General features: G+C 68.0%; 22 protein-coding genes. 10 read left to right on the top strand and 12 right to left on the bottom strand.

The genetic code is table 11. The features are described 5' to 3' along the window. Positions 1-29 precede the first annotated feature (29 nt). Complete coding sequence (locus AC07PR_RS06335; RefSeq protein ID WP_377155886.1) at positions 30-1,370, bottom strand: sigma-54-dependent transcriptional regulator; 1,341 nt, start codon at positions 1,368-1,370, stop codon at positions 30-32. Further along, a complete protein-coding gene (locus tag AC07PR_RS06330; protein ID WP_431102694.1) occupies positions 1,363-3,249 on the bottom strand; it encodes a sensor histidine kinase in 1,887 nt (628 codons plus the stop codon). Before AC07PR_RS06330 ends, AC07PR_RS06335 begins: the two co-directional genes overlap by 8 nt. Positions 3,250-3,532: 283 nt before the next feature. On the opposite strand from AC07PR_RS06330, the gene AC07PR_RS06325 reads away from it, so the two are divergent. The 4 genes from AC07PR_RS06325 to AC07PR_RS06310 are packed head-to-tail and all read left to right on the top strand — an operon-like array spanning position 3,533 to position 7,155. Next, positions 3,533-4,456: a branched-chain amino acid ABC transporter permease gene (locus AC07PR_RS06325; RefSeq protein ID WP_495134740.1), complete on the top strand. Its 924-nt coding sequence runs from the start codon at positions 3,533-3,535 to the stop codon at positions 4,454-4,456. A gap of 10 nt (positions 4,457-4,466) precedes the next feature. Then, on the top strand, positions 4,467-5,600 hold the full coding sequence (locus tag AC07PR_RS06320) for an ABC transporter permease subunit (RefSeq protein ID WP_377155882.1): 1,134 nt from the start codon (positions 4,467-4,469) through the stop codon (positions 5,598-5,600). A gap of 22 nt (positions 5,601-5,622) precedes the next feature. Further along, entirely contained in the window at positions 5,623-6,414 is a 792-nt protein-coding gene (locus tag AC07PR_RS06315; protein ID WP_377155881.1) for an ABC transporter ATP-binding protein, read from the top strand. Positions 6,415-6,438: 24 nt separating this feature from the next. Then, positions 6,439-7,155: an ABC transporter ATP-binding protein gene (locus AC07PR_RS06310; RefSeq protein ID WP_377155879.1), complete on the top strand. Its 717-nt coding sequence runs from the start codon at positions 6,439-6,441 to the stop codon at positions 7,153-7,155. Between the two features lie 145 nt (positions 7,156-7,300). Here the strand turns inward: AC07PR_RS06310 and AC07PR_RS06305 are convergent, their stop codons facing one another. The 3 genes from AC07PR_RS06305 to AC07PR_RS06295 all read right to left on the bottom strand — a co-directional run bounded on the left by AC07PR_RS06305 (position 7,301) and on the right by AC07PR_RS06295 (position 9,707). Next, entirely contained in the window at positions 7,301-7,894 is a 594-nt protein-coding gene (locus AC07PR_RS06305) for a GNAT family N-acetyltransferase (RefSeq protein WP_495134739.1), read from the bottom strand. A 179-nt stretch (positions 7,895-8,073) separates the two neighbouring features. Continuing rightward, on the bottom strand, positions 8,074-9,057 hold the full coding sequence (locus AC07PR_RS06300; RefSeq protein ID WP_431102699.1) for an alpha/beta fold hydrolase: 984 nt from the start codon (positions 9,055-9,057) through the stop codon (positions 8,074-8,076). Positions 9,058-9,206: 149 nt separating this feature from the next. Continuing rightward, entirely contained in the window at positions 9,207-9,707 is a 501-nt protein-coding gene (locus AC07PR_RS06295; RefSeq protein ID WP_495134738.1) for a MarR family winged helix-turn-helix transcriptional regulator, read from the bottom strand. Between the two features lie 106 nt (positions 9,708-9,813). Here AC07PR_RS06295 and AC07PR_RS06290 point away from each other — a divergent pair, with 106 nt between their 5' ends. Then, a complete protein-coding gene (locus AC07PR_RS06290; RefSeq protein WP_495134737.1) occupies positions 9,814-10,863 on the top strand; it encodes an SRPBCC family protein in 1,050 nt (349 codons plus the stop codon). 139 nt (positions 10,864-11,002) lie between these two features. Here AC07PR_RS06290 and AC07PR_RS06285 read toward each other — a convergent pair whose 3' ends face one another. The 3 genes from AC07PR_RS06285 to AC07PR_RS06275 all read right to left on the bottom strand — a co-directional run bounded on the left by AC07PR_RS06285 (position 11,003) and on the right by AC07PR_RS06275 (position 14,590). Beyond that, complete coding sequence (locus tag AC07PR_RS06285) at positions 11,003-11,554, bottom strand: class I SAM-dependent methyltransferase (RefSeq protein ID WP_495134736.1); 552 nt, start codon at positions 11,552-11,554, stop codon at positions 11,003-11,005. A 339-nt stretch (positions 11,555-11,893) separates the two neighbouring features. Next, positions 11,894-14,080: a TonB-dependent receptor gene (locus AC07PR_RS06280; protein ID WP_495134735.1), complete on the bottom strand. Its 2,187-nt coding sequence runs from the start codon at positions 14,078-14,080 to the stop codon at positions 11,894-11,896. A gap of 129 nt (positions 14,081-14,209) precedes the next feature. Beyond that, on the bottom strand, positions 14,210-14,590 hold the full coding sequence (locus AC07PR_RS06275) for a DUF2946 family protein (RefSeq protein WP_495134734.1): 381 nt from the start codon (positions 14,588-14,590) through the stop codon (positions 14,210-14,212). 268 nt (positions 14,591-14,858) lie between these two features. On the opposite strand from AC07PR_RS06275, the gene lepB reads away from it, so the two are divergent. Next, a complete protein-coding gene (lepB, locus tag AC07PR_RS06270; RefSeq protein ID WP_377155864.1) occupies positions 14,859-15,539 on the top strand; it encodes a signal peptidase I in 681 nt (226 codons plus the stop codon). Between the two features lie 100 nt (positions 15,540-15,639). Then, positions 15,640-16,350 carry a glutathione S-transferase N-terminal domain-containing protein gene (locus tag AC07PR_RS06265; RefSeq protein WP_377155863.1) on the top strand — a complete coding sequence of 237 codons (711 nt, stop codon included), beginning with the start codon at positions 15,640-15,642 and terminating at the stop codon, positions 16,348-16,350. Positions 16,351-16,539: 189 nt separating this feature from the next. Here AC07PR_RS06265 and AC07PR_RS06260 read toward each other — a convergent pair whose 3' ends face one another. Continuing rightward, positions 16,540-16,809, bottom strand: a complete 270-nt coding sequence (locus AC07PR_RS06260; RefSeq protein WP_377155862.1) for a SlyX family protein — start codon at positions 16,807-16,809, stop codon at positions 16,540-16,542. Further along, a complete protein-coding gene (locus tag AC07PR_RS06255) occupies positions 16,806-18,653 on the bottom strand; it encodes a DUF885 domain-containing protein (RefSeq protein ID WP_495134733.1) in 1,848 nt (615 codons plus the stop codon). The genes AC07PR_RS06260 and AC07PR_RS06255 overlap by 4 nt, the downstream gene beginning before the upstream one ends. 136 nt (positions 18,654-18,789) lie before the next feature. Here AC07PR_RS06255 and AC07PR_RS06250 point away from each other — a divergent pair, with 136 nt between their 5' ends. Together AC07PR_RS06250 and AC07PR_RS06245 are read left to right on the top strand one after the other, a co-directional pair. Continuing rightward, on the top strand, positions 18,790-19,542 hold the full coding sequence (locus AC07PR_RS06250; protein ID WP_495134732.1) for a helix-turn-helix transcriptional regulator: 753 nt from the start codon (positions 18,790-18,792) through the stop codon (positions 19,540-19,542). Beyond that, positions 19,539-19,760 (top strand): hypothetical protein, encoded by a 222-nt coding sequence (locus AC07PR_RS06245; RefSeq protein WP_495134731.1) that lies wholly within the window; start codon positions 19,539-19,541, stop codon positions 19,758-19,760. The genes AC07PR_RS06250 and AC07PR_RS06245 overlap by 4 nt, the downstream gene beginning before the upstream one ends. 6 nt (positions 19,761-19,766) lie before the next feature. Here AC07PR_RS06245 and feoB read toward each other — a convergent pair whose 3' ends face one another. Next, positions 19,767-21,629, bottom strand: coding sequence for a ferrous iron transporter B (feoB, locus tag AC07PR_RS06240; RefSeq protein ID WP_377155854.1), 1,863 nt, complete (start codon positions 21,627-21,629; stop codon positions 19,767-19,769). Then, on the bottom strand, positions 21,622-21,942 hold the full coding sequence (locus AC07PR_RS06235) for a FeoA family protein (protein ID WP_495134730.1): 321 nt from the start codon (positions 21,940-21,942) through the stop codon (positions 21,622-21,624). The genes feoB and AC07PR_RS06235 overlap by 8 nt, the downstream gene beginning before the upstream one ends. 500 nt (positions 21,943-22,442) lie before the next feature. Between AC07PR_RS06235 and AC07PR_RS06230 the strand changes: the two genes are divergently transcribed. Beyond that, complete coding sequence (locus AC07PR_RS06230; RefSeq protein WP_495134855.1) at positions 22,443-23,432, top strand: BMP family lipoprotein; 990 nt, start codon at positions 22,443-22,445, stop codon at positions 23,430-23,432. Positions 23,433-23,451: the final 19 nt, after the last annotated feature.

Raw genomic sequence — 23,451 nt, 5'->3', positions numbered from 1 at the left:
GACGCAGAGAGGGGGAAGGAAGAGGGGCTTCAGCGGAAATCGTCGAGCTGGATCCCGTGCCGATGCAGCTTGTCGTAGAGGGTCTTGCGCGGTGTCCCGAGCAGTTCCATCGCCGCCGGCACCTTGCCGCCTGATCGCCGCAGCGCCTGTTCGATGAGTGCTTTCTCGACCATTTCCATCTGACGCGCCAGTGCCAGGTTGGGCACGGCCTGGATCGCGGCCGATGAATCGAGGTCATCGAGGGCCAGCACGAAGCGGTCGGCCGCGTTGCGGATCTCGCGCACATTGCCCGGCCAGTCGTGGGCCATGAGTTCGCGCAGCTTCTCGGGCGTGAGTTCGGGCGCGTCGCGCTCGTAGCGCTTGCAGGCCTGGGCGACGAAGTGCTCGAACAGCAGCGGGATGTCCTCGCGGCGCTCGCGCAGCGGCGGCAGCACCAGCGTGGCGATGTTGAGCCGGTAGTAGAGGTCGCTGCGGAACTGTCCGCGTTCGCCCATCTCCTTGAGGTCGGCCTTGCTCGCCGCGATGAAGCGGACGTTGATGACCTGTTCCTCGTTGGAGCCGAGCCGTTCCACGCGACGTTCCTGCAGCACGCGCAGCAGCTTGATCTGCAGCGCGACCGGCATGGTCTCGATCTCGTCGAGCAGCAGCGTGCCGCCGTTGGCGTGTTCGATCTTGCCGATGCGGCGCTTGCCCGCCGACGTGAACGCGCCGGACTCATGGCCGAAGAGTTCGCTCTCGAACAGCGCTTCGGGCAAGCCGCCGCAGTTGATCGCGACGAAGTTGCGATCGCGCCGCGGGCTCTGGTCGTGGAGGCAGCGCGCGACCAGTTCCTTGCCGGTCCCGGTCTCGCCGAGGATCATCACGTCGGCCGAGGTCGAGGCCAGGTTGAGCACCTGCCGCCGCAACTGCTGCATCGCGGCCGACTTGCCGAGCAGCGCCGCCTCGATGCCGCTGGCCGCCGACAGCTGCGCGCGCAACTCGTCGGCCGAGTGGCGGATCAGGCGCAGGTCCAGCGCGCGCCGCGCCGTGTCCAGCAGCCGCTCCGGCGCGAAGGGCTTCTCGATGAAATCGTAGGCGCCGTTGCGCATCGCCTGCACGGCCATGTTCACGTCGCCGTGCGCGGTGATCAGGATCACCGGGATCTGCGGATCGGTCGCCTGCACGTGGGCCAGCAGCGCGCGCCCATCCATGCCGGGCAGGCGCACGTCGGTGATGACGATGACCTGCGCGCCCGGCTGCACGTGCGGCAGCGCCTCCTCCGCCGAGCGGCACGGCACCACGGCCAGCCCCTCGAGTTCCAGCGTCTGGGTCAGACTGACCCGCACCGGCAGGTCGTCCTCGACGAACACGACCTTGTAGCCTTCAAACATACTGCCCCTCCTCGGCCTGCCAGGTGTCGACCTCCAGGTCGAACTCGAAACACATGCCATGGTCCAGGCGGTGCGCCCGCAGCGCGCCGCCGAACTCGTGGACGATCTTGGACGAGATCACCAGCCCCAGCCCCAGGCCTTCGCCGGCGGGCTTGGTGGTGAAGAACGGCTCGAACAGCCGCGGCAGCAGCGATTCGCTGAGCCCCGGCCCCGTGTCCTGCACCTGCACGAGCACGCGCCGGCCATCGTCCGTCGGCACGGCCGCGACGCGCAGCCGCCGTTCGTGGCCGTCGTGCGCCGGCTCCGACGCGATCGCGTCGATGCCGTTGGCCAGCAGGTTCACGAGCACCTGCTCCAGCCGGTTGGATTCGGCGCTGACACGCAGCCCCGGCGGCACGTCGACCTCCACGGGCAGGTCCAGCTGACGCGTGCGGTGCTCCAGCAGCAGTCTCGCGTTGTTCACGCTCGCCAGCAGCGACACCGCCGTGCGCGAGGGCTCCGCCTTGCGGGCGAAGCTCTTGAGCTGGCGCGTGATCTGACCCATCCGCTCGACCATGTCGTCCATCGTCTGCAGGTTGTCCGCGACCGCTTGCGTGCGGCCGGCCTCCAGCAACCTCTGCGAATTCCGTGCCAGCGCGCGCAGCGCCGTCAGCGGCTGGTTCACTTCATGGGACAGGCCCGCCGACATCTGCCCCAGCACCGCCAGTTTGCTGGTCTGCAGCAGCTCGCCCTCGGCCTGTCGGCGCTGGGCGATCTGGTCGAGCAATTCCTCGTTGGTCTGGCGGAGTTCCGCCGTGCGTTCATCGACGATGAGCTCCAGCTGCGCATGCGCGTTCTGCAATTCGGTCTTCGCGTGGAAGAGCTGCCGCAGCGCGCGCCGACGCGAGGCGAGGTAGAGCAGCAGCATGCCGATCGCCGCGCCGAAGGCCGCGCCGCTCCAGGCCGCCAGGCGTGCCTGCCGCCGCACTTCCGACAGGTCGGACAGGGCGAGCAGCCGCAGACCGAGCGGCAGCAGCTGCCGCTCCTGCGCCAGCAGCGTCGCGCTGGCCGGCGCGGGCGCCCGCACCAACAGGCTGTTGTAGGCCTCCAGTGCGCCCGGCAGGCCCAGGTCCGGCCCGACCTTGGGGTAACGCGCGCTGGCCTGCAGCCGGTCGCGCTCGGACGCGTCGGCGCGGTTCAGCACCGCGTAGCGCCAGTCCTCGACCGAGCTCATGATCACCACGCCCTGGTCGTCCGAGACCAGGATCCGTTCCCCCTGCGAGCGCAGCCCCAGGTCCACCCAGGTCGACTCCAGCGGCGCCAGGTTGAGCTTCACGACGATCACGCCCTGCAACTGCTGGTTGCGTCGCAGCGGGTGCAGCAGGAAGAAGTTGGTCGAGCCGCTCAGCCCCGTCTGGCCGGCGTCGGAGGCGAAGAAGTGGTGCCGGTCCTGCTCGATCGCCTGCTGCAGCCGCAGCGGCGGGGTCAGCGGCTCGCTGGCCGCGAGCACGCGGCCGTCCGGATCGGCGACGAAGATCTGCGTCGTCCCCGCGCGCACGTTGACCCGGGCCAGCAGCAGGCTGGCGGCCTTGCGCAGGGCCTCGTCCTCGGGATGCTCGACCAGGCGCGACACGTCGCCGTCGATGGCCAGCAGGCTGGGCAGATAGGCGTGGCGGCCGAGTTCGGTCTGCAGGTTGGACGCGTAGAGCTCCAGCCGTTCGGTGGCCAGCGCGCTGAGCTGGTCCAGGCTGGCGCGTTCGCTGAAGCGGTGGCCCAGCAGCAGGCCCAGCAGCATCAGCACACCGGTCAGGTAGAGGTAGAAGGTCGGCCGGCCGAGGAAATGCGCCAGCCGCTGGCGGACCGATGTCGAGGCGAAGGAGGAGGAGGCGACCGAGGGCATGGGAGACGAAAAATCGACGCCCAGTGTGCCCAACTTGGCGCACGCCTTGCACCCGGGGCGGCGGCTTTTTTGTGACTGGCGAGGAATCGCCCGGCTGGCTAGGCGGTTTGTGCGGATTTCCGCACCTCGTTGCGTCGCCGAGACTGGGAACACAACGTCGCCTCGTACGCACGGATGTCACCTTGTCGGTGAATACCCTTGAAACGCAGCGCTTGGCACGGGGGTTGCACCCCGAAGCGCCGTCACGCGGTGCGAGCCGCGTCCAACTACATGCTGGGGCCTTATGGAGATACTTTTTCAGCAGATCATCAACGGCCTGGTGCTGGGGAGCATGTATGCCCTCGTCGCGCTGGGCTACACGATGGTCTACGGCATCATCAACCTCATCAATTTCGCGCACGGCGACGTGCTGATGGTGGGGGCCCTCGTCAGCTGGACCGTGGTCACGGCGCTGGCGTCGCTGGGCCTGCCCGGCTGGGCGCTGATGCTGATCGCGCTGGTCTGCGCGGTCGTGATCTGCACCTTGCTCAACTACACGATCGAGAAGATCGCCTACCGGCCGCTGCGCAGCGCGCCCAGACTCGCGCCGCTGATCACCGCGATGGGCATGTCGCTGCTGCTGCAGACGCTGGCCATGATCATCTGGAAGCCGAACCCCAAGCCCTTCCCGCAGTTGCTGCCGGCTGATCCGATCCACCTCGGCGGCGCCGTGATCACGGTGACGCAGATCGTGATCCTGGTGACGACGGTCGTGATCCTGGGCGGCCTGCTGTTCCTGGTGAACCACACGAAGATGGGCCGCGCGATGCGCGCCACCGCGGAGAACCCGCGCGTCGCCTCGCTGATGGGCGTCAAGCCCGATGCGGTGATCTCGCTGACCTTCATCATCGGCGCCGCGCTGGCCGCGGTGGCGGGTCTGATGTGGGCCGCCAACTACGGCACCGCGCAGCACACCATGGGCGTGCTGCCGGGCCTGAAGGCCTTCACCGCCGCGGTGGTGGGCGGCATCGGCAACCTGGCCGGCGCGATGGTCGGCGGGGTGCTGCTGGGCCTGATCGAGGCCATCGGCGCCGGCTACCTCGGCGACTGGACCGGCGGCGTGCTGGGCAGCCATTACTCCGACATCTTCGCCTTCATCGCGCTGATCCTGGTGCTGACGCTGCGGCCGTCCGGCCTGCTGGGCGAACGCGTCGCCGACCGCGCCTGAGGAGCCGCACATGTTCCAGACCAAATCCTCCAAGCTGATCACCTTCCTGGTCGCCGGCGCGCTGCTGCTGGTGCTGCCGCTGTTCGCGCAGCAGTTCGGCAACGGCCCGGTCCGCATCATCGACCTGGCCCTGCTGTACGTGCTGCTGGCCCTGGGCCTGAACATCGTCGTCGGCTACGCCGGCCTGCTCGACCTGGGCTACGTCGCGTTCTACGCGGTGGGCGCCTACCTGTTCGCGCTGCTCAACAGCCCGCACCTGGCGGAGAACTTCGAGCACATCGCCGCCGCCTTCCCCAACGGGCTGCACCTGCCGCTGCTGCTGGCGATCGCGCTGGCGGCGCTGCTGGCGGGCTTGTTCGGCGTGCTGCTGGGCGCGCCGACGCTGAAGCTGCGCGGCGACTACCTGGCCATCGTGACGCTGGGCTTCGGCGAGATCATCCGGGTGTTCCTGAACAACATGGAATATCCGCTGAACATCACCAACGGCCCGCGCGGCATCGGCCAGATCGACGGCGTCCATTTCTGGGGCTTCGAGTTCAGCCAGAACCACGAGATCCTCGGCTTCGCCGTCAACTCGGTGTCGATGTACTACTACCTGTTCCTGGCGCTGGTGGTCGGCTCGGTGCTGATCTGCTACCGGCTCGAGAACTCGCGCATCGGCCGCGCCTGGATGGCCATCCGCGAGGACGAGATCGCCGCCAAGGCCATGGGCATCAACACCCGCAACATGAAGCTGCTGGCCTTCGGCATGGGCGCCACCTTCGGCGGCGTGTCGGGCTCGATGTTCGGCGCGTTCCAGGGCTTCGTCTCGCCGGAATCGTTCAGCCTGCAGGAGTCGATCATGATCGTCGCCATGGTGGTGCTGGGCGGCATCGGCCACATCCCGGGCGTGATCCTGGGGGCGCTGCTGCTGGCCGCGCTGCCGGAAGTGCTGCGCTACGTCGCCGGTCCGCTGCAGGAGATGACCGACGGCCGCCTGGACGCGTCCATCCTGCGCCAGCTGCTGGTGGCGCTGGCCATGATCGTGATCATGCTGATCCGTCCGCGCGGCCTGTGGCCCTCGCCGGAGCACGGCAAGTCGCGGCCGCTGCCGCCGGGCGCGCAGCCGCCCGCGAATGCCGGCAATGCGATCAACGCCACCTGACCCGCGCCAGGAGCAAGAACCAATGACTGAAACCGTACTGAAAGTGGCCGGCGCCTCCAAGCGCTTCGGCGGTCTGCAGGCGCTGTCGGATGTGGGCATCGAGATCAAGCAGGGCCAGGTCTACGGCCTGATCGGACCCAACGGCGCCGGCAAGACGACCTTCTTCAACGTGATCACCGGGCTCTACGTGCCCGACGGCGGCACCTTCGAACTCGGCGGCCAGCCCTACAAGCCGCAGGCGGTGCACCAGGTCGCCAAGACCGGCATCGCGCGGACCTTCCAGAACATCCGGCTGTTCGCCGACATGACCGCGCTGGAGAACGTGATGGTCGGGCGCCATGTGCGCACGCACTCGGGCCTGATCGGCGCGGTGCTGCGCACGCCGGGCTTCAAGAAGGAAGAGGCCGAGATCACCGCCCGCGCCCGCGAGCTGCTGGACTACGTCGGCATCGGCCGGCACGCGGACTTCAAGGCGCGCACGCTGTCCTACGGCGACCAGCGTCGCCTCGAGATCGCGCGCGCGCTGGCCACCGATCCGAAGCTGATCGCGCTGGACGAGCCCGCCGCCGGCATGAACGCGACCGAGAAGGTCGTGCTGCGCGAGCTGATCGACCGCATCCGCAATGACGGCCGCACGATCCTGCTGATCGAGCACGACGTGAAGCTGGTGATGGGCCTGTGCGACCGTGTCTCGGTGCTGGACTACGGCAAGCAGATCGCCGAAGGCACGCCGGCCGACGTGCAGCGCAACCCCAAGGTGATCGAGGCCTACCTCGGCGCCCATGCGGCGCAAGAAGTCCACGCGGCTCCCTGATCGCGACCCAAGGAAATCGAAAAGATGGCAGACAACAACCTCCTCCAGGTCGAGGGCCTCAAGGTCGCGTACGGTGGGATCCAGGCGGTCAAGGGCGTGGACTTCGTCGTGCGCGAGGGCGAGCTCGTCTCGCTCATCGGCGCCAACGGCGCGGGCAAGACCACCACGCTCAAGGCCATCACCGGACTGCAGCCGCTCAACGTCGGCGACGTGAAGTTCCTGGGCCAGTCGATCAAGGGCCAGGGCGCCTGGAACCTGGCCAAGCAGGGCCTGGTGATGGTGCCCGAAGGCCGCGGCACCTTCACGCGCATGACGATCACCGAGAACCTGCAGATGGGCGCCTTCATCCGCAAGGACAAGGAGATCGAGGCCGACATCGAGAAGGTCTTCGGCCTGTTCCCGCGGCTCAAGGAGCGGCGCAATCAGCTCGCGGGCACGATGTCCGGCGGCGAGCAGCAGATGCTGGCCATGGGCCGCGCGCTGATGGCGCGTCCCAAGCTGCTGCTGCTGGACGAGCCGTCGATGGGCCTGTCGCCGATCATGGTCGACAAGATCTTCGAGGTCGTGAACGACATCCACCAGCAGGGCGTGACCGTGCTGCTCGTCGAGCAGAACGCCAGCCGCGCGCTGGAACTGGCCAACCGCGGCTACGTGATGGAGTCGGGCGCGATCACGATGGAGGGCGACGGCAAGACGCTGCTGAACGACCCGAAGGTGCGCGCGGCCTATCTTGGCGAGTAAGTCGGCGAGTAAGTCGGCGAGTAAGCCTCGCCGCGGCGCCGGTCACGGCCGGCGCTCCGTGATGATGTGCATCCCGGCAGGCATGACGACGAAGGGTCCGTGAGGACCCTTCGTTCTTTTTGACGTCCCTCCGGCGGATGGCTGATCAGGGCTCCCCAGGTCGGTCGCGAGGGACCATCGCCAGGTAGTCGTCGATCCGGCCGCCTGCCAACGGCTTGACCATCACGCGCAACTCGTTGACGCGCTGCCCCATCGTGAGTCCGTCGCGACGGCGGACCTCGGTGAAGCCCTGGCGTTCCCAGAAGCGCTCCGCGCGCTGGTTGCCGACGACGACCCCCAGCCGCACCCACTGGGCCCCGTTGCGCTGCATCCAGCGCTCCAGTTCCCCGTAGATCTCGCGCGCGGCCGGCGAGCCGTGCAGGGACGTGGCGACGATGAACAGTCCCACCAGCCACACCCGGGGTGCCATCAGGTCCGAGACCATCGAGGCCATCGCGACCAGTTCGCCTGCGTCGTCGGCGTAACCCAGCAACCGTTTGGCACTGAAACTCCAGCCCTCGGGCGGCAGGTCGCGGATTTCCTCGCGGGCTTCGTCGGGACGGGGCGGGGCGCCGTTCACCTGCTCGAAGTACAGCGGATTCCGCTCGTAGAACCGTTGGAGCAGGTCCTCATCGCTGGCCTGGAGTTCGAACACGCGGACATTCGGCAGCGAAGAAGAGGGCGGGAGGGGGGTCGGCATCGGCGGGGTCCACGCGCCGGCGCGTCGAGACGCCGGCCATCGGAAAGATCACCAAGCGTACCAAACGAAGCGACTGGCGAAACCCCGCGTCTGACTTCCCCCGAAGGTGGGGGACGGGTCTTGCTACCCGGTCGCCCGGCCCCCATGGAAGGCGGCCGGGGCTCCGGAGTTGCAGGGCGTTACTGGCGGATGAAGGCCAGCAGATCGGCGTTGACGCGATCCTTGTGGGTGTCGGTCAGGCCGTGGGGGGCGCCCGCGTAGACCTTCAGCACCGAGCCCTTGATCAGTTTGGCCGAGGCGCGGCCCGCGGCGTCGATCGGCACGATCTGGTCGTCGTCGCCGTGGATGATCAGCGTGGGCTTGTCGAACTTCTTCAGGTCCTCGGTGAAGTCGGTTTCAGAGAACGCCTTGATCGAGTCGTAGGTGTTCTTGTGGCCGCCTTGCATGCCCTGGAACCACCAGTTGTCGATCAGGCCCTGCGAGACCTTGGCGCCGGGACGGTTGAAGCCGTAGAACGGGCCGGCGGGGATGTCCTTGTAGAGCTGCGACCGGTTGTCGAGCTGGGCCTTGCGGATGCCGTCGAAGACCGCGATGGGCAGGCCGCCGGGGTTCTTGTCGGACTTGACCATGATCGGCGGCACGGCCGAGACCAGCACGGCCTTGGCCACGCGCGAGGTGCCGTGACGGCCGATGTAGCGGGCGACTTCGCCGCCGCCGGTGGAGAAGCCGACCAGCACGGCGTTCTTCAGGTTCAGCGTCTCGATGACGGTGGCCAGGTCGTCGGCGTAGTGGTCCATGTCGTTGCCGTCCCAGGGCTGGCTGGAGCGGCCATGGCCGCGGCGGTCATGGGCGATCACGCGGTAGCCCTGGTCGGCCAGGAAGATCATCTGCGATTCCCAGCTGTCCGAGTTCAGCGGCCAGCCGTGGCTGAACACGATGGGCTGGCCGTTCTTCGGACCCCAGTCCTTGTAGTAGAGCTGCACGCCGTCCTTGGTCGTGATGTAGGAGCCCGAGGGCTGCGCGCTGACAACCGGCGCCGGCGAGGACTTGGCGTCGGCGGCGAGGGCCGGCGTGGCGATCGCGCCGGCGGCGGCGACGGCCAGCGTCGACAGGACCAGCAGTTGACGACGCGATTGGCGGGCGAGGGTGGCGATGGCGTTCATGGTGGGCTCCTTCTTGGGTGGGGTGAGAGGGGGTGGAAAGGTGGGTTGGTGCTGCGGGATCAGGTGTCAGGGATTCGAATTGCTTGCTAATTGTTCGTGTGCGAAGTAAGTGGTACGGGAAAGCGGTGTTCGAGTTCGTCGGTCGGCGCTCAACCGGCCTTGCGGGCCATCCGTTCGCGCAACACGAGCAGACGATCGCGGAGTTCGATCAGTTCGGACAGGTCCGAGTCCGAGGCGTCGACGATGCACTGCGGCAGATGCGTCGAGCGTTTGCGCAGCGCGCGGCCGGCGGTGGTCAGCGTGATCAGCACCTGGCGCTCGTCCTGCGGCGAGCGGTCGCGGCTGACCAGGCCCGCGGTCTCCAGCCGCTTCAACAGCGGGGTCACGGTGGGGGAGTCGAGGAACACCCGGTCGGCGATCTCGCCGACGGTGAGGCCGTCGCGTTCCCACAGCACCAGCATCACGAGGTACTGGGGGTAGGTCAGCTCCAGGTCCTTCAGCAGTTCGCGGTAGACCTTGTTCATCCCCAGCATCGTCGAGTAGATCGCGAAGCAGAGTTGTTGATCGATCTCCAGCGGCGGGCAGACGGCGCTGGCGTTGGCGGCTGTGCCGGTCGCCTTCTGCTGCTTGGGGGTGGTGGTGCGTGCCATGGGGTGAACTTTAATTAGTGTGCGAATGAATTGCAAGCGAAAAATTGAAAAGTCGGGGGGCGCGCGCGGATGTGGGCAGAATGCGCCGCAAAACAGGGACGGGAACATGAACGAGAAGGACACCCCACGAAGTGAAGACGAAAGGGCCATTCCGGCGGTGACGGCTGAACCTCGCCGCCGCGGAATGAGGGCCTGGACACCGGTGCTGGCAGGCGCGGCATATGGCTTGCTGATGCGCGTCGTGTTCGGCGGGCTGCGCGAAGCGTCGTCCTGGTTGGGCATTGCTGAACAGACCAGCCTCGTCATGAGCACGGGCTTTGTCCTGATGACGCCGTTGGTACTCGGAGCGATCACGGTGTACCTGATGCGGGCAGAGCCTGGCCGCCCAGGCCCGACCTGGACGCAGGCGGTCTTCGCGCCTTGGGGCGCGACGGGGTTGATGATGATCGGCGCGATGCTGACGCTCCTCGAGGGCGCCATCTGCGTCGTGATCCTGTCGCCTCTGTTCCTCGCGCTGGCGTCGGTCGGCGGCGTGGTGATGAACGTTGTCCTGCGAACCACGCGCATCGGAAACCTGCAGGTGGGGGTGCTGGCGACGTTGCCGCTGCTGTTCACCATCGTCGAAGGACCATTGACCGCCGAGCAGTGGCAGCGCATCGATCGTTCCGTGGTCGTCGAGGCGACGCCGGAACGTCTCTGGTCCGAGATCGTCGCGGCGCGGGACATCCGACGAGAGGAGTTTCCGCGCACCTGGATCCACCTCATCGGGGTGCCGCGTCCCGTCGAAGGCGTCAACCATGCGACGCCGCAGGGTGAAGTCCGCGAGTCGCGCTGGGAGCGGGGCGTCCATTTCCTCGGCCGAGTCACCGAGCGCGTCGAGGGACGCCGGATCGCGTGGCGCTATGAGTTCTCGCCGGACTCCTTTCCGCCCGGCACGATGGACGATCACGTCGTCATCGGCGGACGCTACTTCGATCTCGGCGAAACACGGTTCACGCTGACGCCCATCGATGCGGTCCACACGCGGCTGGACATCGAGGCCCACTATCGCGTCACGTCGAGCGTCAACATCTACGCCGTGCCGGTCGCCGACTTCCTGGGGCGCGATTTCGTTGACGGCCTGCTGGTGCTGTACAAGCGTCGGAGCGAGGCGTGAGCGTCCTGTCGTCAGGGGAACGACGGTGACGGTCGCCATCAGCGGCTGCACCAACCAGGGCTCGATGAAGTTGCACTACTTCCGGCTCTACAAGGGCTGAAGCCGCGCGACGCGGACGGCGAGGGCACGCGGCCCCCGCTCACTCCGCCTTGCGCGTGCAGAAAAATTCCCACACCGACTTCGGCTTGCCGTAACGGCTCAGCGTGCGCTTGTCGAGGTGTTCGATGTTGAAGCACGCGGCGAGCGCGTCCTCGATCTTCTCGCGGGTGAAGAACTGCTTGGCGACGCCGTCGACGACCGTCAGCGTCCAGGACGACGCGTCGTCCGGCGCACCGTAGTGCCAGTCGTCCTCGGCGTTGACGCAACCGATCAGCCGGCCGCCCGGCGCGAGCACGCGGGCGATCTCGCACAGCGCGCGGCGCGTGTCGTCGCGGTCGAAGTAGTGCAGCGACAGCTGCGCCACGGCCAGGTCGAATTCGCCGTCGGCCAGCATCGGCATCGCGCGCACGTCGGCCAGCACGTGCCGCGCCCGCGGCGACTGCTGCCGGCAGCGCGCGAGCGCCTCGGCCGAGATGTCGATGCCGGTGACGTCGACGCCCAGCTCCAGCAACGCAGCCGTCTCCCAGCCGTCGCCGCAGCCGATGTCCAGCGCGCGGCGCACCCCGGGCAGGCGGTGCTGCCAGTTGCTCAACCAGGCTTCGTCGCGACTCAGCGGCTGCGCGGCGTAGCGGCGGTCCCAGACGTCGGTGGGCGAGGGGACGTCGGCAGGCGCGGACTGAGCGTCAGCCGGAGGCGCCGGGGCCCCTTTCCGCTCAATCGCCTCCTCACGCTCGGCATTCGCTCCAAGGGGCCCCGGCGCCTCCGGCTGCGAGGCAGCGAGCGATTCGGCGTCAGGGCGGGGCGGTGGGGCGGTCGGCTCGGCACTCATGCGTCGCAGCCTACCGCGAGCCGATCGCCTTCGCCGTGCGCTGTCCCACCGTCGCCCGATACAGGCGACAGGACGACGCACGGCGATGCCGCTGCCGGTGCGTCAGAACTCCTTCGTCAGGCTGACGTAAACCGTGCGGCGCTGGCCGTACTGCGGCGCGCCGACACCGATGCCCGAGCCGTCACGCAGCTGGTAGCCCTTGTCGAAGAGGTTGAGCACCGAGAGGCGCGCTTCCACCGGACCGCCGCCGCCAAGGTCGAACTTCTTGCTCACGTCGGCGTTGACGCTGGTGTACGACGGCAGGTGCGTCGTGTTGGCGAAACCGTTGCGCAGGCCGCTGCCGAACAGCGCGCTCGCGCCGACCGCGTAGCCGTCGTCGAGCCGCACGTTGACGCCCGCCGAGGCGCTCAGCTTCTGCTCGTGGTCCAGGTGCACCCAGTGGTTGGCGATGAAGTCCAGCTCGTCCTGCTCGAAGTTGAACTGCCCCGTCTCGACCTGCTGCGCGCGGGCGTGCGTCGTGCCGAGGTTGGCGTAGGCGGACCAGGTCTTCTCCTTGTAGCTGGCCGACAGGTCGACGCCGTAGATGCGGCCCTTCGCATAGTTGAAGGCCGAATAGATCAGCGCGTTGCCGAACTGACCCTCGTCCTGCAGGTGCTGCACCGCGCGGTAGTAGCCATCGATGCCCAGCGTCAGCTTGGGCGTGACCTGCCAGGCCGCGCCGGCGTCGTAGTAGTTCGAGCGCTCCGAGCGCACCGCCGTGTCCGCGTCGGTCGGCAACGCGTTGGTCGTGCCGGCGAATGCCGCCACCGAGGTGGTGTCGATCTTCTCGGTCGGCGGCGGCGTGAAGTAGCGCGCGTAGCCCGCATGCAGGCGCACCGTCGGCGCCGCGTCCCAGACGAGGCCGATGCGTGGGCTCAACTGGTGCTCCTTCGTGACCGTGTCGACCTCGTCGTAACGCGCGCCGTAGTTCAGCGTCAGCGTGCGATCCAGCTTCCATTCGTCCTGCAGGTAGGCGCCCCACAGGTGGCCGCTCAGCCGGCCGCTGTCGGCGATGCTGACCGGCGTGCCGCTGGTCTGGTTGCCGTCGTCGTCGGCCGGAAAGACCAGCGCGTCGTTGACCGTGCTGGCGTGCTCGCGCTGCGCGAAGAGGCCGGTGCGGATCGTGTGCGCGCTGTCGAGTCGCCAGCTGGCATCGGCCTGCACGCCGTTGGCCTCGTTGCGGCGCAGGATGTTGGCGGCGACGCCCAGGTACTGCAGGTCGCCGGTCTGGTCCGGCGAGTAGTGGACGTCGGTGTAGCGGTGGAACAGCGATACCTGGTAGTCGACGTTGCTGCCGATCACGCTCTGGTAGCTGACGACGGCGAAGCGGTTGCGCTCGCGCTGGTGCGCGTCCAGCGTGCTCGAGTCCTTGTCCGGCGTGCCGTCGAGCGTGAAGGCGGTCGACTGCCCCGGCGAGTTCGGGATCTGGAAGCGGTTGTCGGTGACGCCGGCCATCGCGGTGATGCGGCTGTCGTCGTCGAGCAGGTAGGAGACGAGGCCGAAGCCCTTGCCCTGGTGCGTGCGGTCGTGCAGCGCGTCCCGCGACGGCGTCGGATTCTCGATGCCCAGGTCGTTGCCGAGGAAGGAGCCGCTGAACTCGTAGCTCAGCCGGCCCTGCGTGCCGTGCACCGACAGGTCGAGCTCGCGCGAGCGCTGCGTGCCCAGCGTGATGCCGGCGCTGCCGGCGAAGGGCTTGTCGTCGTCGCCGACGCCCTTGGTCGTGATGTCGACGATGCCGGCGGTCCGGTAGCCGTATTGCGCCGGCAGCGCGCCGGTCAGCAGGCTGATGCTGTCGGCGAAGCGCGTCTCCAGCGTCTGGCCGAAGCCGCTGATGGCCTCGGGGATGACGACGCCGTTGATGCGGTATTGCAGGTTGGCGTGGTCGCCGCGCACGTGCAGGCCGCCGTAGGAGTCCTGCACGACGCCTGGCGTCTGCAGCAGCACCTGGTTCAGCGGCGTGTCGTCGCCTTGCGGCAGGCGGGCGATGTCGTTCTTGTCGAACTTGTAGATCGTGCTGCCGGTGTCGGGCGACAGGCCGTTGCGCGCCGCGTCGAGGCGGCTGCGCGCGCCCTGGACCTGGACCGTGGGCAGCGGCGTGCCACCGGCGGCGGTGGGCGCTTCGACGGTGCTGGTCGCGACGGCGGAGGAGGTGGTGGTGGCGGTGTCGTCGGCGCGTGCCGGCAGCGCGTGCAGCAGCGGATAGGCGAGCGACAGGGACAGCGCGAGCACGCGCAGAGGAGGATGGGTCATGGTGAGACTCTGGAAATCTGAAATCGGTCGAACGCAGGCCGGCCATCGAGGCCCGGGCGCCGAAGGCTTCGACGAAGCGTTCGAAGCGTTCAGGCGCGGGCGGACGGCGTTGCGGTCAGGAGGTCGAGCTCAGATCGCCAGCGGCGGGCCGCGGCTGCGCGGCGGCGGCGCGGGCAGCGAGCGCGTGGTGCGCTCGACGGCGGTCGCCTGGACGTGGACGGCCTCGGCCAGTGCGAGCACCGGCGCTTCGGCGCGGGCCGACGCGGCCAGGTCGTCGAAGGCCAGGCAGACCTCGCACAGCTGATCGGTGGACAGATCGTCCGGATCGGCGTGGGCGACGTCGTCGTGCCCGTCCTGCGCGGTGGCCGTCGTGGGCGCGTGCGCCAGGACGGACCCTGCGGGCGCATGCCCCCGCGCACCGGTCAGGTGACCGATGCCGTGCCACACCGCGCCCTGCTGCGACAGCAGCATGAACAGCGGGAGCAGCAAGTGCAGGAGGTGCTTGCGCATGGCGCGGAATTATGAGGGTCGCGAGGCGTCCGGCCGAACGTCAGGATGTCGCGAAGCTGTCGTCATGCCGGGGGCGAACTGTGGGCGAATGCAGGCGAAGCGCGGGCGAAGAGCAGGCGAAGAGCGGGCAAGCCGCCGGTGAATGCCGGGCAGACGCCGGGCATGCCGCCACTCAGGCGCGGATTCCCGCCAATCGCCGCACGCGATCGCCATGGGGCCCGGGTGCTGGACACACTGGCGCATCGTCGCCCGACCCTGGAGTGTTGCCATGAAGATCCCCGTCGCCGTCTGGTTCCGCGAGAACCGCAGCTTCCTGCTGTTCCTCGCCGGCTTCCTGTTCTTCCGCACCGCGATCGCGGACTGGAATCCGGTGCCCAGCGGCTCGATGCGGCCGACGATCCTCGAAGGCGACGTCGTCTTCGTCGAGCGCGTCGCCTACGACTGGAAGCTGCCGCTGACCGACATCTCGCTGCGCCGCGTCGGCGAGCCGCAGCGGGGCGACGTCGTCACCTTCGGCTCGCCGCGCGACGGCACGCGGCTGATCAAGCGCATCGTCGCGGTGCCCGGCGATACCGTCGAGCTGCGCGCGGACCGGCTCATCCTCAATGGGCAACCGGCGGACTACGCGCCGGTGGAGGAGGTGGCCGAGGCGCTCGCGCCCGGCGTCGAGGTCCGCGGCGTGCGCGCGGTGGAGCACTGGGGCGGCCAGCGCCGCGTCGTGCAGTTCCTGCCCGAGGTCCGCGCGCGGCGCGACTACGGCCCGATCGTCGTGCCGGCCGACCAGTTCTTCATGATGGGCGACAACCGCGACAACAGCGAGGACTCGCGCTTCATCGGCCTCGTGCCGCGGCGGCTGATCATCGGGCAGGCGCACCGCGTGCTGGTCTCGGCCGACATCACCGGGCACTGGGCGCCGCGCTGGGACCGGTTCGCGGCGCCGCTGCGTTGAGCAGACACGGATCGCATTGACCCGTCGCGCGCAAGGTCTCTCGGGCGCCGAAGAGAATGGTCCGTCCATCCAGCCTTCACAACATCCAGACGGAACTTTCATGACGGACCTGTCCAGTTTTCCCATCACCAAGAAGTGGCCCGCGCAGCACCCCGAACGCCTGCAGCTGTACTCGCTGCCGACGCCCAACGGCGTGAAGGTGTCGATCGCGCTCGAGGAACTGGGCCTGGCCTACGAGCCGCACCTGGTCAGCTTCCAGACCGACGACCAGCTCACGCCCGAGTTCCTGTCGCTGAACCCGAACAACAAGATCCCCGCGATCATCGATCCCGACGGCCCCGGCGGCGAGCCGCTGCCGCTGTTCGAGTCCGGCGCGATCCTGGTCTACCTTGCCGAGAAGACCGGCCAGCTGATCCCGCAAGACCCGGCACGCCGCTACGAGACGCTGCAGTGGGTGATGTTCCAGATGGGCGGCATCGGGCCGATGTTCGGCCAGGTCGGCTTCTTCCACAAATTCGCCGGCAAGGACTTCGAGGACAAGCGTCCGCGTGATCGCTACCTCAACGAATCGAAGCGCCTGCTGGGCGTGCTCGAACAGCGCCTGACCGGCCGCGGCTGGATCATGGGCGACGAGTACACGATCGCCGACATCGCCATCTGGCCCTGGGTCAACAACCTGGTGGGCTTCTACGGCGCGGGCGACCTGGTCGGCTTCAGCGAGTTCAAGAACGTCCAGCGCGTGCTGGAGGCCTTCCTGGCGCGCGACGCAGTCAAGCGCGGGCTGAACATCCCGGCGCGCCCGGCGGCCTGAAAAAAGGGGGCTCAGTACTTCCACCGCTGCTGGCCCTCACCCCCACCCTCTCCCGCAAGCGGGAGAGGGAGTCCGACTGGCGCCCTTCCTGCGTCTTTTCCGCAAGCGGAAAGGAGAGCCATACCACCATCATTCTTGCGCCCTCTCCCGCTTGCGGGAGAGGGCAGGGGTGAGGGCCCGCGGCCTCACTCAGTAATGCGGCGGCAACTCGTCCCGCAATCCGCCGGTGCCGTCACCGCGGCCTTCCGGCACCTGCCGCCGCAACTGCATGACCTCGCGCACCAGCGCGTCGATCTGCTCCTGCTGTTTCGCGACCTGCGCGTTCAGGTGGTCGACGAGGTCCTCGGCGAAGCTGGCCTTGATTTCCAGCTCCGTGACGCGGGCCTCGAGGATGCGGACCTCCGGCGCCGTCGCATCGCTGCCGTCGGTGTTGCCGGTCTCGCCCTGACTCCCGCTCATGGCGCCGCCTTCGCGACCGGCTGCGACATCAGGTCCGCGATCACCGACACCGGCGCGTTCCCGTAGCTCAGGAACTGCTCGTGGAAGTCCTTCAGCTTGAAGTCCTTGCCCATCGCCACCCTGCGCTGATCGCGCAATTCCATGATGTCGCTGTAGCCGCTGAAGTAGCTCGTCAGCTGCACCGAGGTCAGCTGCACGCGGCGCCATTTCTCGCGCGCCTCGCGCTCGGTCTGGAAGGCCTGACGCTGCAGCAGGTCCAGCGCCTGCGCCTCGGTCATGCCCAGCACGTGCACGTTGTAGTCCAGGATCGTGTTGGTGACGCTGCGCAGGTTCCACTTGCCCCACATCAGCCACATCTCCGGCGCATTCCCGCCGTAGCCGGACTCCAGCATCATCCGCTCGCCGTAGACCGCCCAGCCTTCGACCATCGCGCCGTTGCCGAACAGCGTCTTCACCAGCGACGGCGACTTGTTCGCATGCACCAGCTGCGTGTAGTGGCCCGGCACCGCCTCGTGGATGTTGAGGATCTGCAGGATCCAGCGGTTGTACTCGCGCAGCGAGCTCTCCGCCTGCTCGGGCGTCAGGTCGTCCAGCGGCGTCACGTTGTAGTAGGTGCGGTCCTGCGGCCGGTAGGGGCCGGGCGCCTCGATGCCGGCGCCGGCCACGCCGCGCTGGTAGACCGGCGTCTCGCGCACGATCAGCGGCTTGCTCGCGTCCTGCGTCAGCAGGTCGTGGTCGGTGATCCAGCGTTCCAGCTGCGGGATCTGCGCGCGGATCTCCTGGACGAAGTCCTCGCGCTTGACGTGCTGCTCGCTGAGCTTGCCGATCACCGCGCCGATGCGGGCGAAGCGGTCCTCCGGCTTGGGCGCGTCGCCCATCGTCTGCGTCCACAACTGGTCGGAGATCTGCGCCATCTGCTTCAGCAGCGTCTCGCGCGCCGCCAACGCGCGCTGGTACATCTGCTCGGCCGAATGCGTCGACTGGATGTCGTAGCCGAACTTCTGCTCGTAGAGCGCCTTGCCCAGGCGGAAGCTGCGCGCCTTGCCGCTGGCCCTGCCGTCGGCCAGCAACTGCTTGAGCTGCGTGCGATAGCCCTCGACGGCAGCCTTCGCGCCCGCGATGCGATCGGCCAGCTGCTTGCGCTCCGCGTCGGTCAGCGAGGCGGCGTCTGCGCCTTGCGCGGCCTTGGCCACTTCGTCGAGCACGCTCAGCACGCCCGGCGCCTGGTCGATTGCCAGCTGCGTGTGCTCCAGCGTCGGCTGCTTCAGCAGCGCGGCGCCCGCGCGGTAATACGCCGGCACCTGCGCCAGTCGCGCCGAGATCGTCTTCAGCCGCACCGGCAGCGGCGCGTAGTCCGTCGCGAGGATGTAGTCGATCGGGCCGGCGATGTTGAGGAAGGACGGATTCCACTCGTACTCGCGCAGCTCGGTCAGCTGGAAGCGGTCGCTGCGCAGCTTGTTGAGCAGTTGCCCGAGGTCGGTGCGCGAGGCCGCGCTCAGCGTCTTCACGTCGACGGCCTCGAAGCGCTTGAGCCAGTCGGTCGTGAAGCTCAGCGAGCGGGCGCGCATCGTGCGGTCGGGCGCGGGCAGCTCCGCGGCGAATTCATAGCGGCCGGCGCCGATGGCCGCGTCCGGGTCCAGGCGCCAGAGCGCCTCGATGTAGTCGTTGGCCAGGCGCTGGAAGCGCGTGTCGGCGTCCAGGGTCTGGTCCGGCGCGAGCTTGATGACGCCGCGCGTCGGCTGGGGCGCGTCGGCGGCGGAGGCGATGCCGGCGGACAGCGCGCCGAAGCTGGACAGCGCGGCCACGGCCAGCGCAGAGAGGGTGTGACGGGTGGGGCGATTCATCATGGGGCGCGAGCATAGCTTTGCGCGACCCGTCGGGACAGCATGCCAAAAGCAAAGGGGAGCAAAGTTCTTCGCCCCTGATCGGATGGCAAGCATACTGGCCATTTACCTATAAATTGGCTAGTATGTTTGCCATATGAGCGCCGACCACACCGTACTGAACCGTCATCTCCTCCTTCAGCTGGGTGAGCGGCTGCGGGCTTTGCGCATTGCGCGCGGGATGACGGCGCTGGAGATGGCGGCGAAGGTGGGCGTCAGCCGCATGACGCTGCGCGCCGTGGAGTCTGGTGACCCCAGGACGTCGATCGGGATCTACCTGTCCGTCATGGCTGTCCTGGGCGTCAACCAGGAAATCGCGATGCTTGCGGGAGACACGTTCGCCCCTGTCACACCAGGGTCCGCTGCGGCCCGCTCACGGCTGCTGCCGACGCCGGTGAAGCTGGAGATATCCACCGACCCTGCCAAGCATCGGCTCCAGGATCTCTTGAGCCTCTCTCTGCATGAAGAGGCGGTGCGTCTGTTGCGCAAGAAGCCGGAACTGGTCCAACTCGCTCGCGAAACGCTGACGCAGTGGATGAGGACGAATCCCGCATCGAGGTCATTTCCCCTTTGGCAGGAGTGGCTCAAGATTGTGGAGTCCAAGGCGTGGAGCAAGGTGCTTGCCAAGACAGCACTCGCCCAGCAATTGCGCCAGACATCGCCGCTCGGCGCATTGGTGCCGGAGCAGACCAGGCAGCGCGTCCTCAACCAGATGGCAGAACTCAAGAATGGGTTGCAATTCCAGAGTCCAGTCTCGGAAACGGTGGGCCGGCTCAACGAGCAGCAGGCGCCTGCTGTCGAAGAAGTCCGCATTGTCGGCAGGTCAGCACGAGGGCCCAAGCAGCCATGACGCGCGAGCAGCTTGAACACATCATCCGCGCAAGCGCGGCGATCACGGATCAGTACGACATCATGATCTTCGGCAGCCAGGCGATCCTCGGTGCCGATCCGAATCCGGCGGCCGTGTTCACTGCCTCCATGGTCGAGTCGAGGCCCGAATTCGGACTCACAGCGAGGTCGCTCCTGGCTCGAATCCGTCGATGGGCGAAGGATGCGGCTGTCGAGTAGACGACCTCAGGTCAGCAACCACCGGCTGATGTGGAACGTCAGCCAGGAGGCGACGTAGGCCAGCACGAACAGGTAGGTGAGCATGACGGCCGGGATCTTGTAGCCGCCGGTCTCGCGCTTGACCGCCGCGATCGTCGACAGGCACTGCGGCGCGAAGACGAACCAGGCCAGCAGCGAGAACGCCGTCGGCAGGCCCCAGGTCGAGGCGATCAGCGGCGTCAGCGCCTGCGCGGCCTCGTCGCCGGTGGCCGACAGCGAGTACACCGTGCCCAGCGCGCTGACCGCGATCTCGCGCGCCGCCATGCCCGGCACCAGCGCCAGGCTGATCTGCCAGTTGAAGCCGATCGGCTCGAAGATCGTCGCCAGCCCGCGGCCCAGGTAGCCGGCGAAGCTGTACTCGATCGCCGGGCCGGTCGCGCCTTCGGGCGCGCCGGGGAAGGTCGACAGCACCCACAGCAGCAACGTCAGCGCCAGGATGATGCCGCCCACGCGCTTGATGAAGATCTCCGCGCGCTGCAGCAGCCCGATCGCGACGTTGCGCGCATGCGGCCAGTGGTAGCTGGGCAGCTCCATCATCAGCGGGCGCACCTGGCGGCCCGCGTCGGTGAAGCGCTTCAGCAGCCAGGCCACGGCCATCGCCGCGATGATCCCGGCGAAGTACAGGACGAACAGCACCAGCCCCTGCAGCTCGATGCCGCCCCACAGCTCGCGCTGCGGGATGAAGGCACCGATCAGCAGCGCGTACACCGGCAGCCGCGCCGAGCAGGTCATCAGCGGCGCGATCAGGATGGTGACGAGCCGGTCGCGCGGATTCGCGATCGAGCGCGTCGCCATGATCCCGGGGATCGCGCAGGCGAAGCTCGACAGCAGCGGGATGAAGCTGCGGCCCGACAGGCCCACCGAGCCCATCAGCCGGTCCAGCAGGAAGGCCGCGCGCGGCAGGTAGCCGGACTCTTCCAGCAGCAGGATGAAGAAGAACAGGATCAGGATCTGCGGCAGGAACACCAGCACGCCGCCCACCCCTGCGATCAGGCCGTCCACGACCAGACTGCGCAGGTGGCCTTCGGGCAGCAGCGCGCCGGCCTGCGCGCCGAGCCAGGCGGTGCCGGCCTCGATCCAGCCCATCGGCGCCTCGGCCCACGCGAACACCGCCTGGAACAGGAAGAACAGCAGCACCGCCAGCAGGATCGGTCCCAGCACCGGATGCAGCACGAAGCGGTCGACCTTGTCGCTGGGCAGCTCGCCCTGCAGCGCGTCGAGGCCCAGCTCCTTCAGGATGTGGTTGATGCGCGCGGTGTCCTCGCCCTCGGCGGTGACGGACTCGGTGCGCCAGCGCTCCGGCTCGTCCAGCACCGCGCGCAGGTCGTCGATGCCTTCGCCGTCGGTGGCCACGGTGCGGATCACCGGCACGCCGAGCAGCGTGCTGAGCTTCTGCGTGTCGACCACGATGCCGCGGCGCTGCGCCAGGTCGGCCATGTTCAGCGCGACCACGCAGGGCAGGCCCTGCCGTTGCACCGACAGGAACAGGCGCAGGTTGCGGCGCAGATTGGTCGCGTCCAGCACGCAGACGATCAGGTCGGGGCGCTTCTCGCCTTGCGCACGACCAGCCAGCACGTCGACGGTGACGCGCTCGTCCGGCGAGCGCGGATACAGCGAATAGGTGCCCGGCAGGTCCAGCACGCGCAGCAGCTTGCCGGCGGCGGTCTTCAGGCGGCCTTCCTTGCGCTCCACGGTCACGCCGGCGTAGTTGGCGACCTTCTGCCGGCTGCCGGTCAGGCGGTTGAACAGGGCGGTCTTGCCGCAGTTCGGATTGCCGACCAACGCCAGCAGCGGCCCGGCCGGGTGGATGTGAACGATGGACTCACGCATGGGCGGCTCCCGCCTGGCTCGCGCCCGTGTCGACCGCCGCCGTCAGGCCGCCGGGCGCGGCGCCTTCGAGCTCCACGCATTCCGCTTCCGCACGGCGCAGCGCGAAGGTCGACTGCCCGATGCGCACGACGAGCGGGTCCGCGCCGGGCATGGCGCGGGCCAGCACGGCGACGTGCTCGCCGGCGACGAAGCCCAGTTCCTCCAGCATCTGTTTCCATTCCGGCGCATGCGCCGGTGCCTGCAGCGCCTTGACGCGGTGCGCCTGACCGATGGTGGCCTGCGCGAGGGTGGGGACTTGGAGAACGGCGCTCATGTCGTAGGGATCTCGGGAGGAGCCTGCGGGCTTGCGAAGCGAAAGATTCTAAATGATAGTGATTCTCAACTTCTCTCGCCGAACGGGGGTGAGGGTTCGGTCAACCCGAGGGCGCACTGCGATTCGCCCAAAACGCGGTCCCTCGAAAGGGTGCGAACGCAGCGAGACGAGGCGACGTCGCCTCGCCCGAAGTCAACGAGCGCCAGGCGGACCGGGGTCAGCCAGTGGGGGTGGGGCCGGAATGACTCTGGGGGTTCCCGGAGGGACGCCCCCTGAGTCGTGGAGAGCCCGCGCCTGGCAGATCGGAGTCGAGCAAGGTAGGCACAAGACGTGCTACTCGATAGCGGCATTTCCGGGGCGGCGCAATGGCTCCGGCGAGGGAGCCACCTCCTGGAAATGACGACCCCGCAAACGTTTAGCGTTTACCTTGAGGTGGCTTACACTCGCGCCTTCTTAGAATGCCCGGCTGCTCCTCACCCTTCGCATCGAGACCGCAAATGATGAAGTCCTTCCTGTCGTTCTCCCCCATCGCGGCTGGCTTGGCCTTGGCCCTGACTGCTGGCGCGGCGGCCGCGCAGACCACCCCGGCGGTGATCTTCGACATGGGGGGCAAGTTCGACAAGTCGTTCAACGAGGCCGCGTACCGTGGCGTCGAGCAGTGGAAGAAGGACACGGGCGGCAAGTATCTCGAGTTCGAGATCAGCAACGAGACCCAGCGCGTGCAGGCGATCCGCCGCATGGCCGAGCGCGGCGCGAGCCCGATCATCTCGGTGGGTTTCGCCCAGGCCTCGGCGCTGAACCAGGTGGCCAAGGACTTCCCCAAGACCAAGTTCGTCATCATCGACGAGAAGGTCAACCAGCCCAACGTGCAGTCGGTGCTGTTCAAGGAGCAGGAAGGCAGCTTCCTCGTCGGCGCGCTGGCCGCGCTGACCAGCAAGACCGGCAAGGTCGGCTTCGTGGGCGGCATGGACATCCCGCTGATCCGCAAGTTCGAGTGCGGCTATGAGCAGGGCGCCAAGGCGGCCAACGCCAAGGTCGAGGTCTTCAAGAACATGACCGGCACGACGGCCTCGGCCTGGAACGACCCGACCCGCGGCGGCGAGCTGGCCAAGGCCCAGTTCGCCAAGGGCGTGGACGTGGTCTTCGCCGCGGCCGGCGGCACCGGCGTCGGCGTCTACCAGGCGGCCAAGGATGCCGGCAAGCTGGCCATCGGCGTCGACAGCAACCAGAACCACATCCAGCCCGGCACGATGCTGAGCTCGATGGTCAAGCGCGTGGACGTCGCCGTCTACAACGTGCTCAAGGAATGGAAGCCCGGCATCAGCGTGCTGGGCCTGAAGGAAGGCGGCGTCGAGTACGCCGTCGACGCCAACAACGCCAAGCTGATCGCTCCCGCGATCAAGACCAAGCTGGACGCGTACAAGGCCGACATCATCGCCGGCAAGATCAAGGTCGCGGACTACATGGCGGACAACGCCTGCAAGAACTGACCCCTCGCGAGCGAGCGTT

This window comes from Roseateles sp. GW821-FHT09H11 (assembly GCF_059415845.1).
Note: the sequence above shows the minus strand (reverse complement) of the source record. Positions and strands in the feature narration are given on the sequence as shown.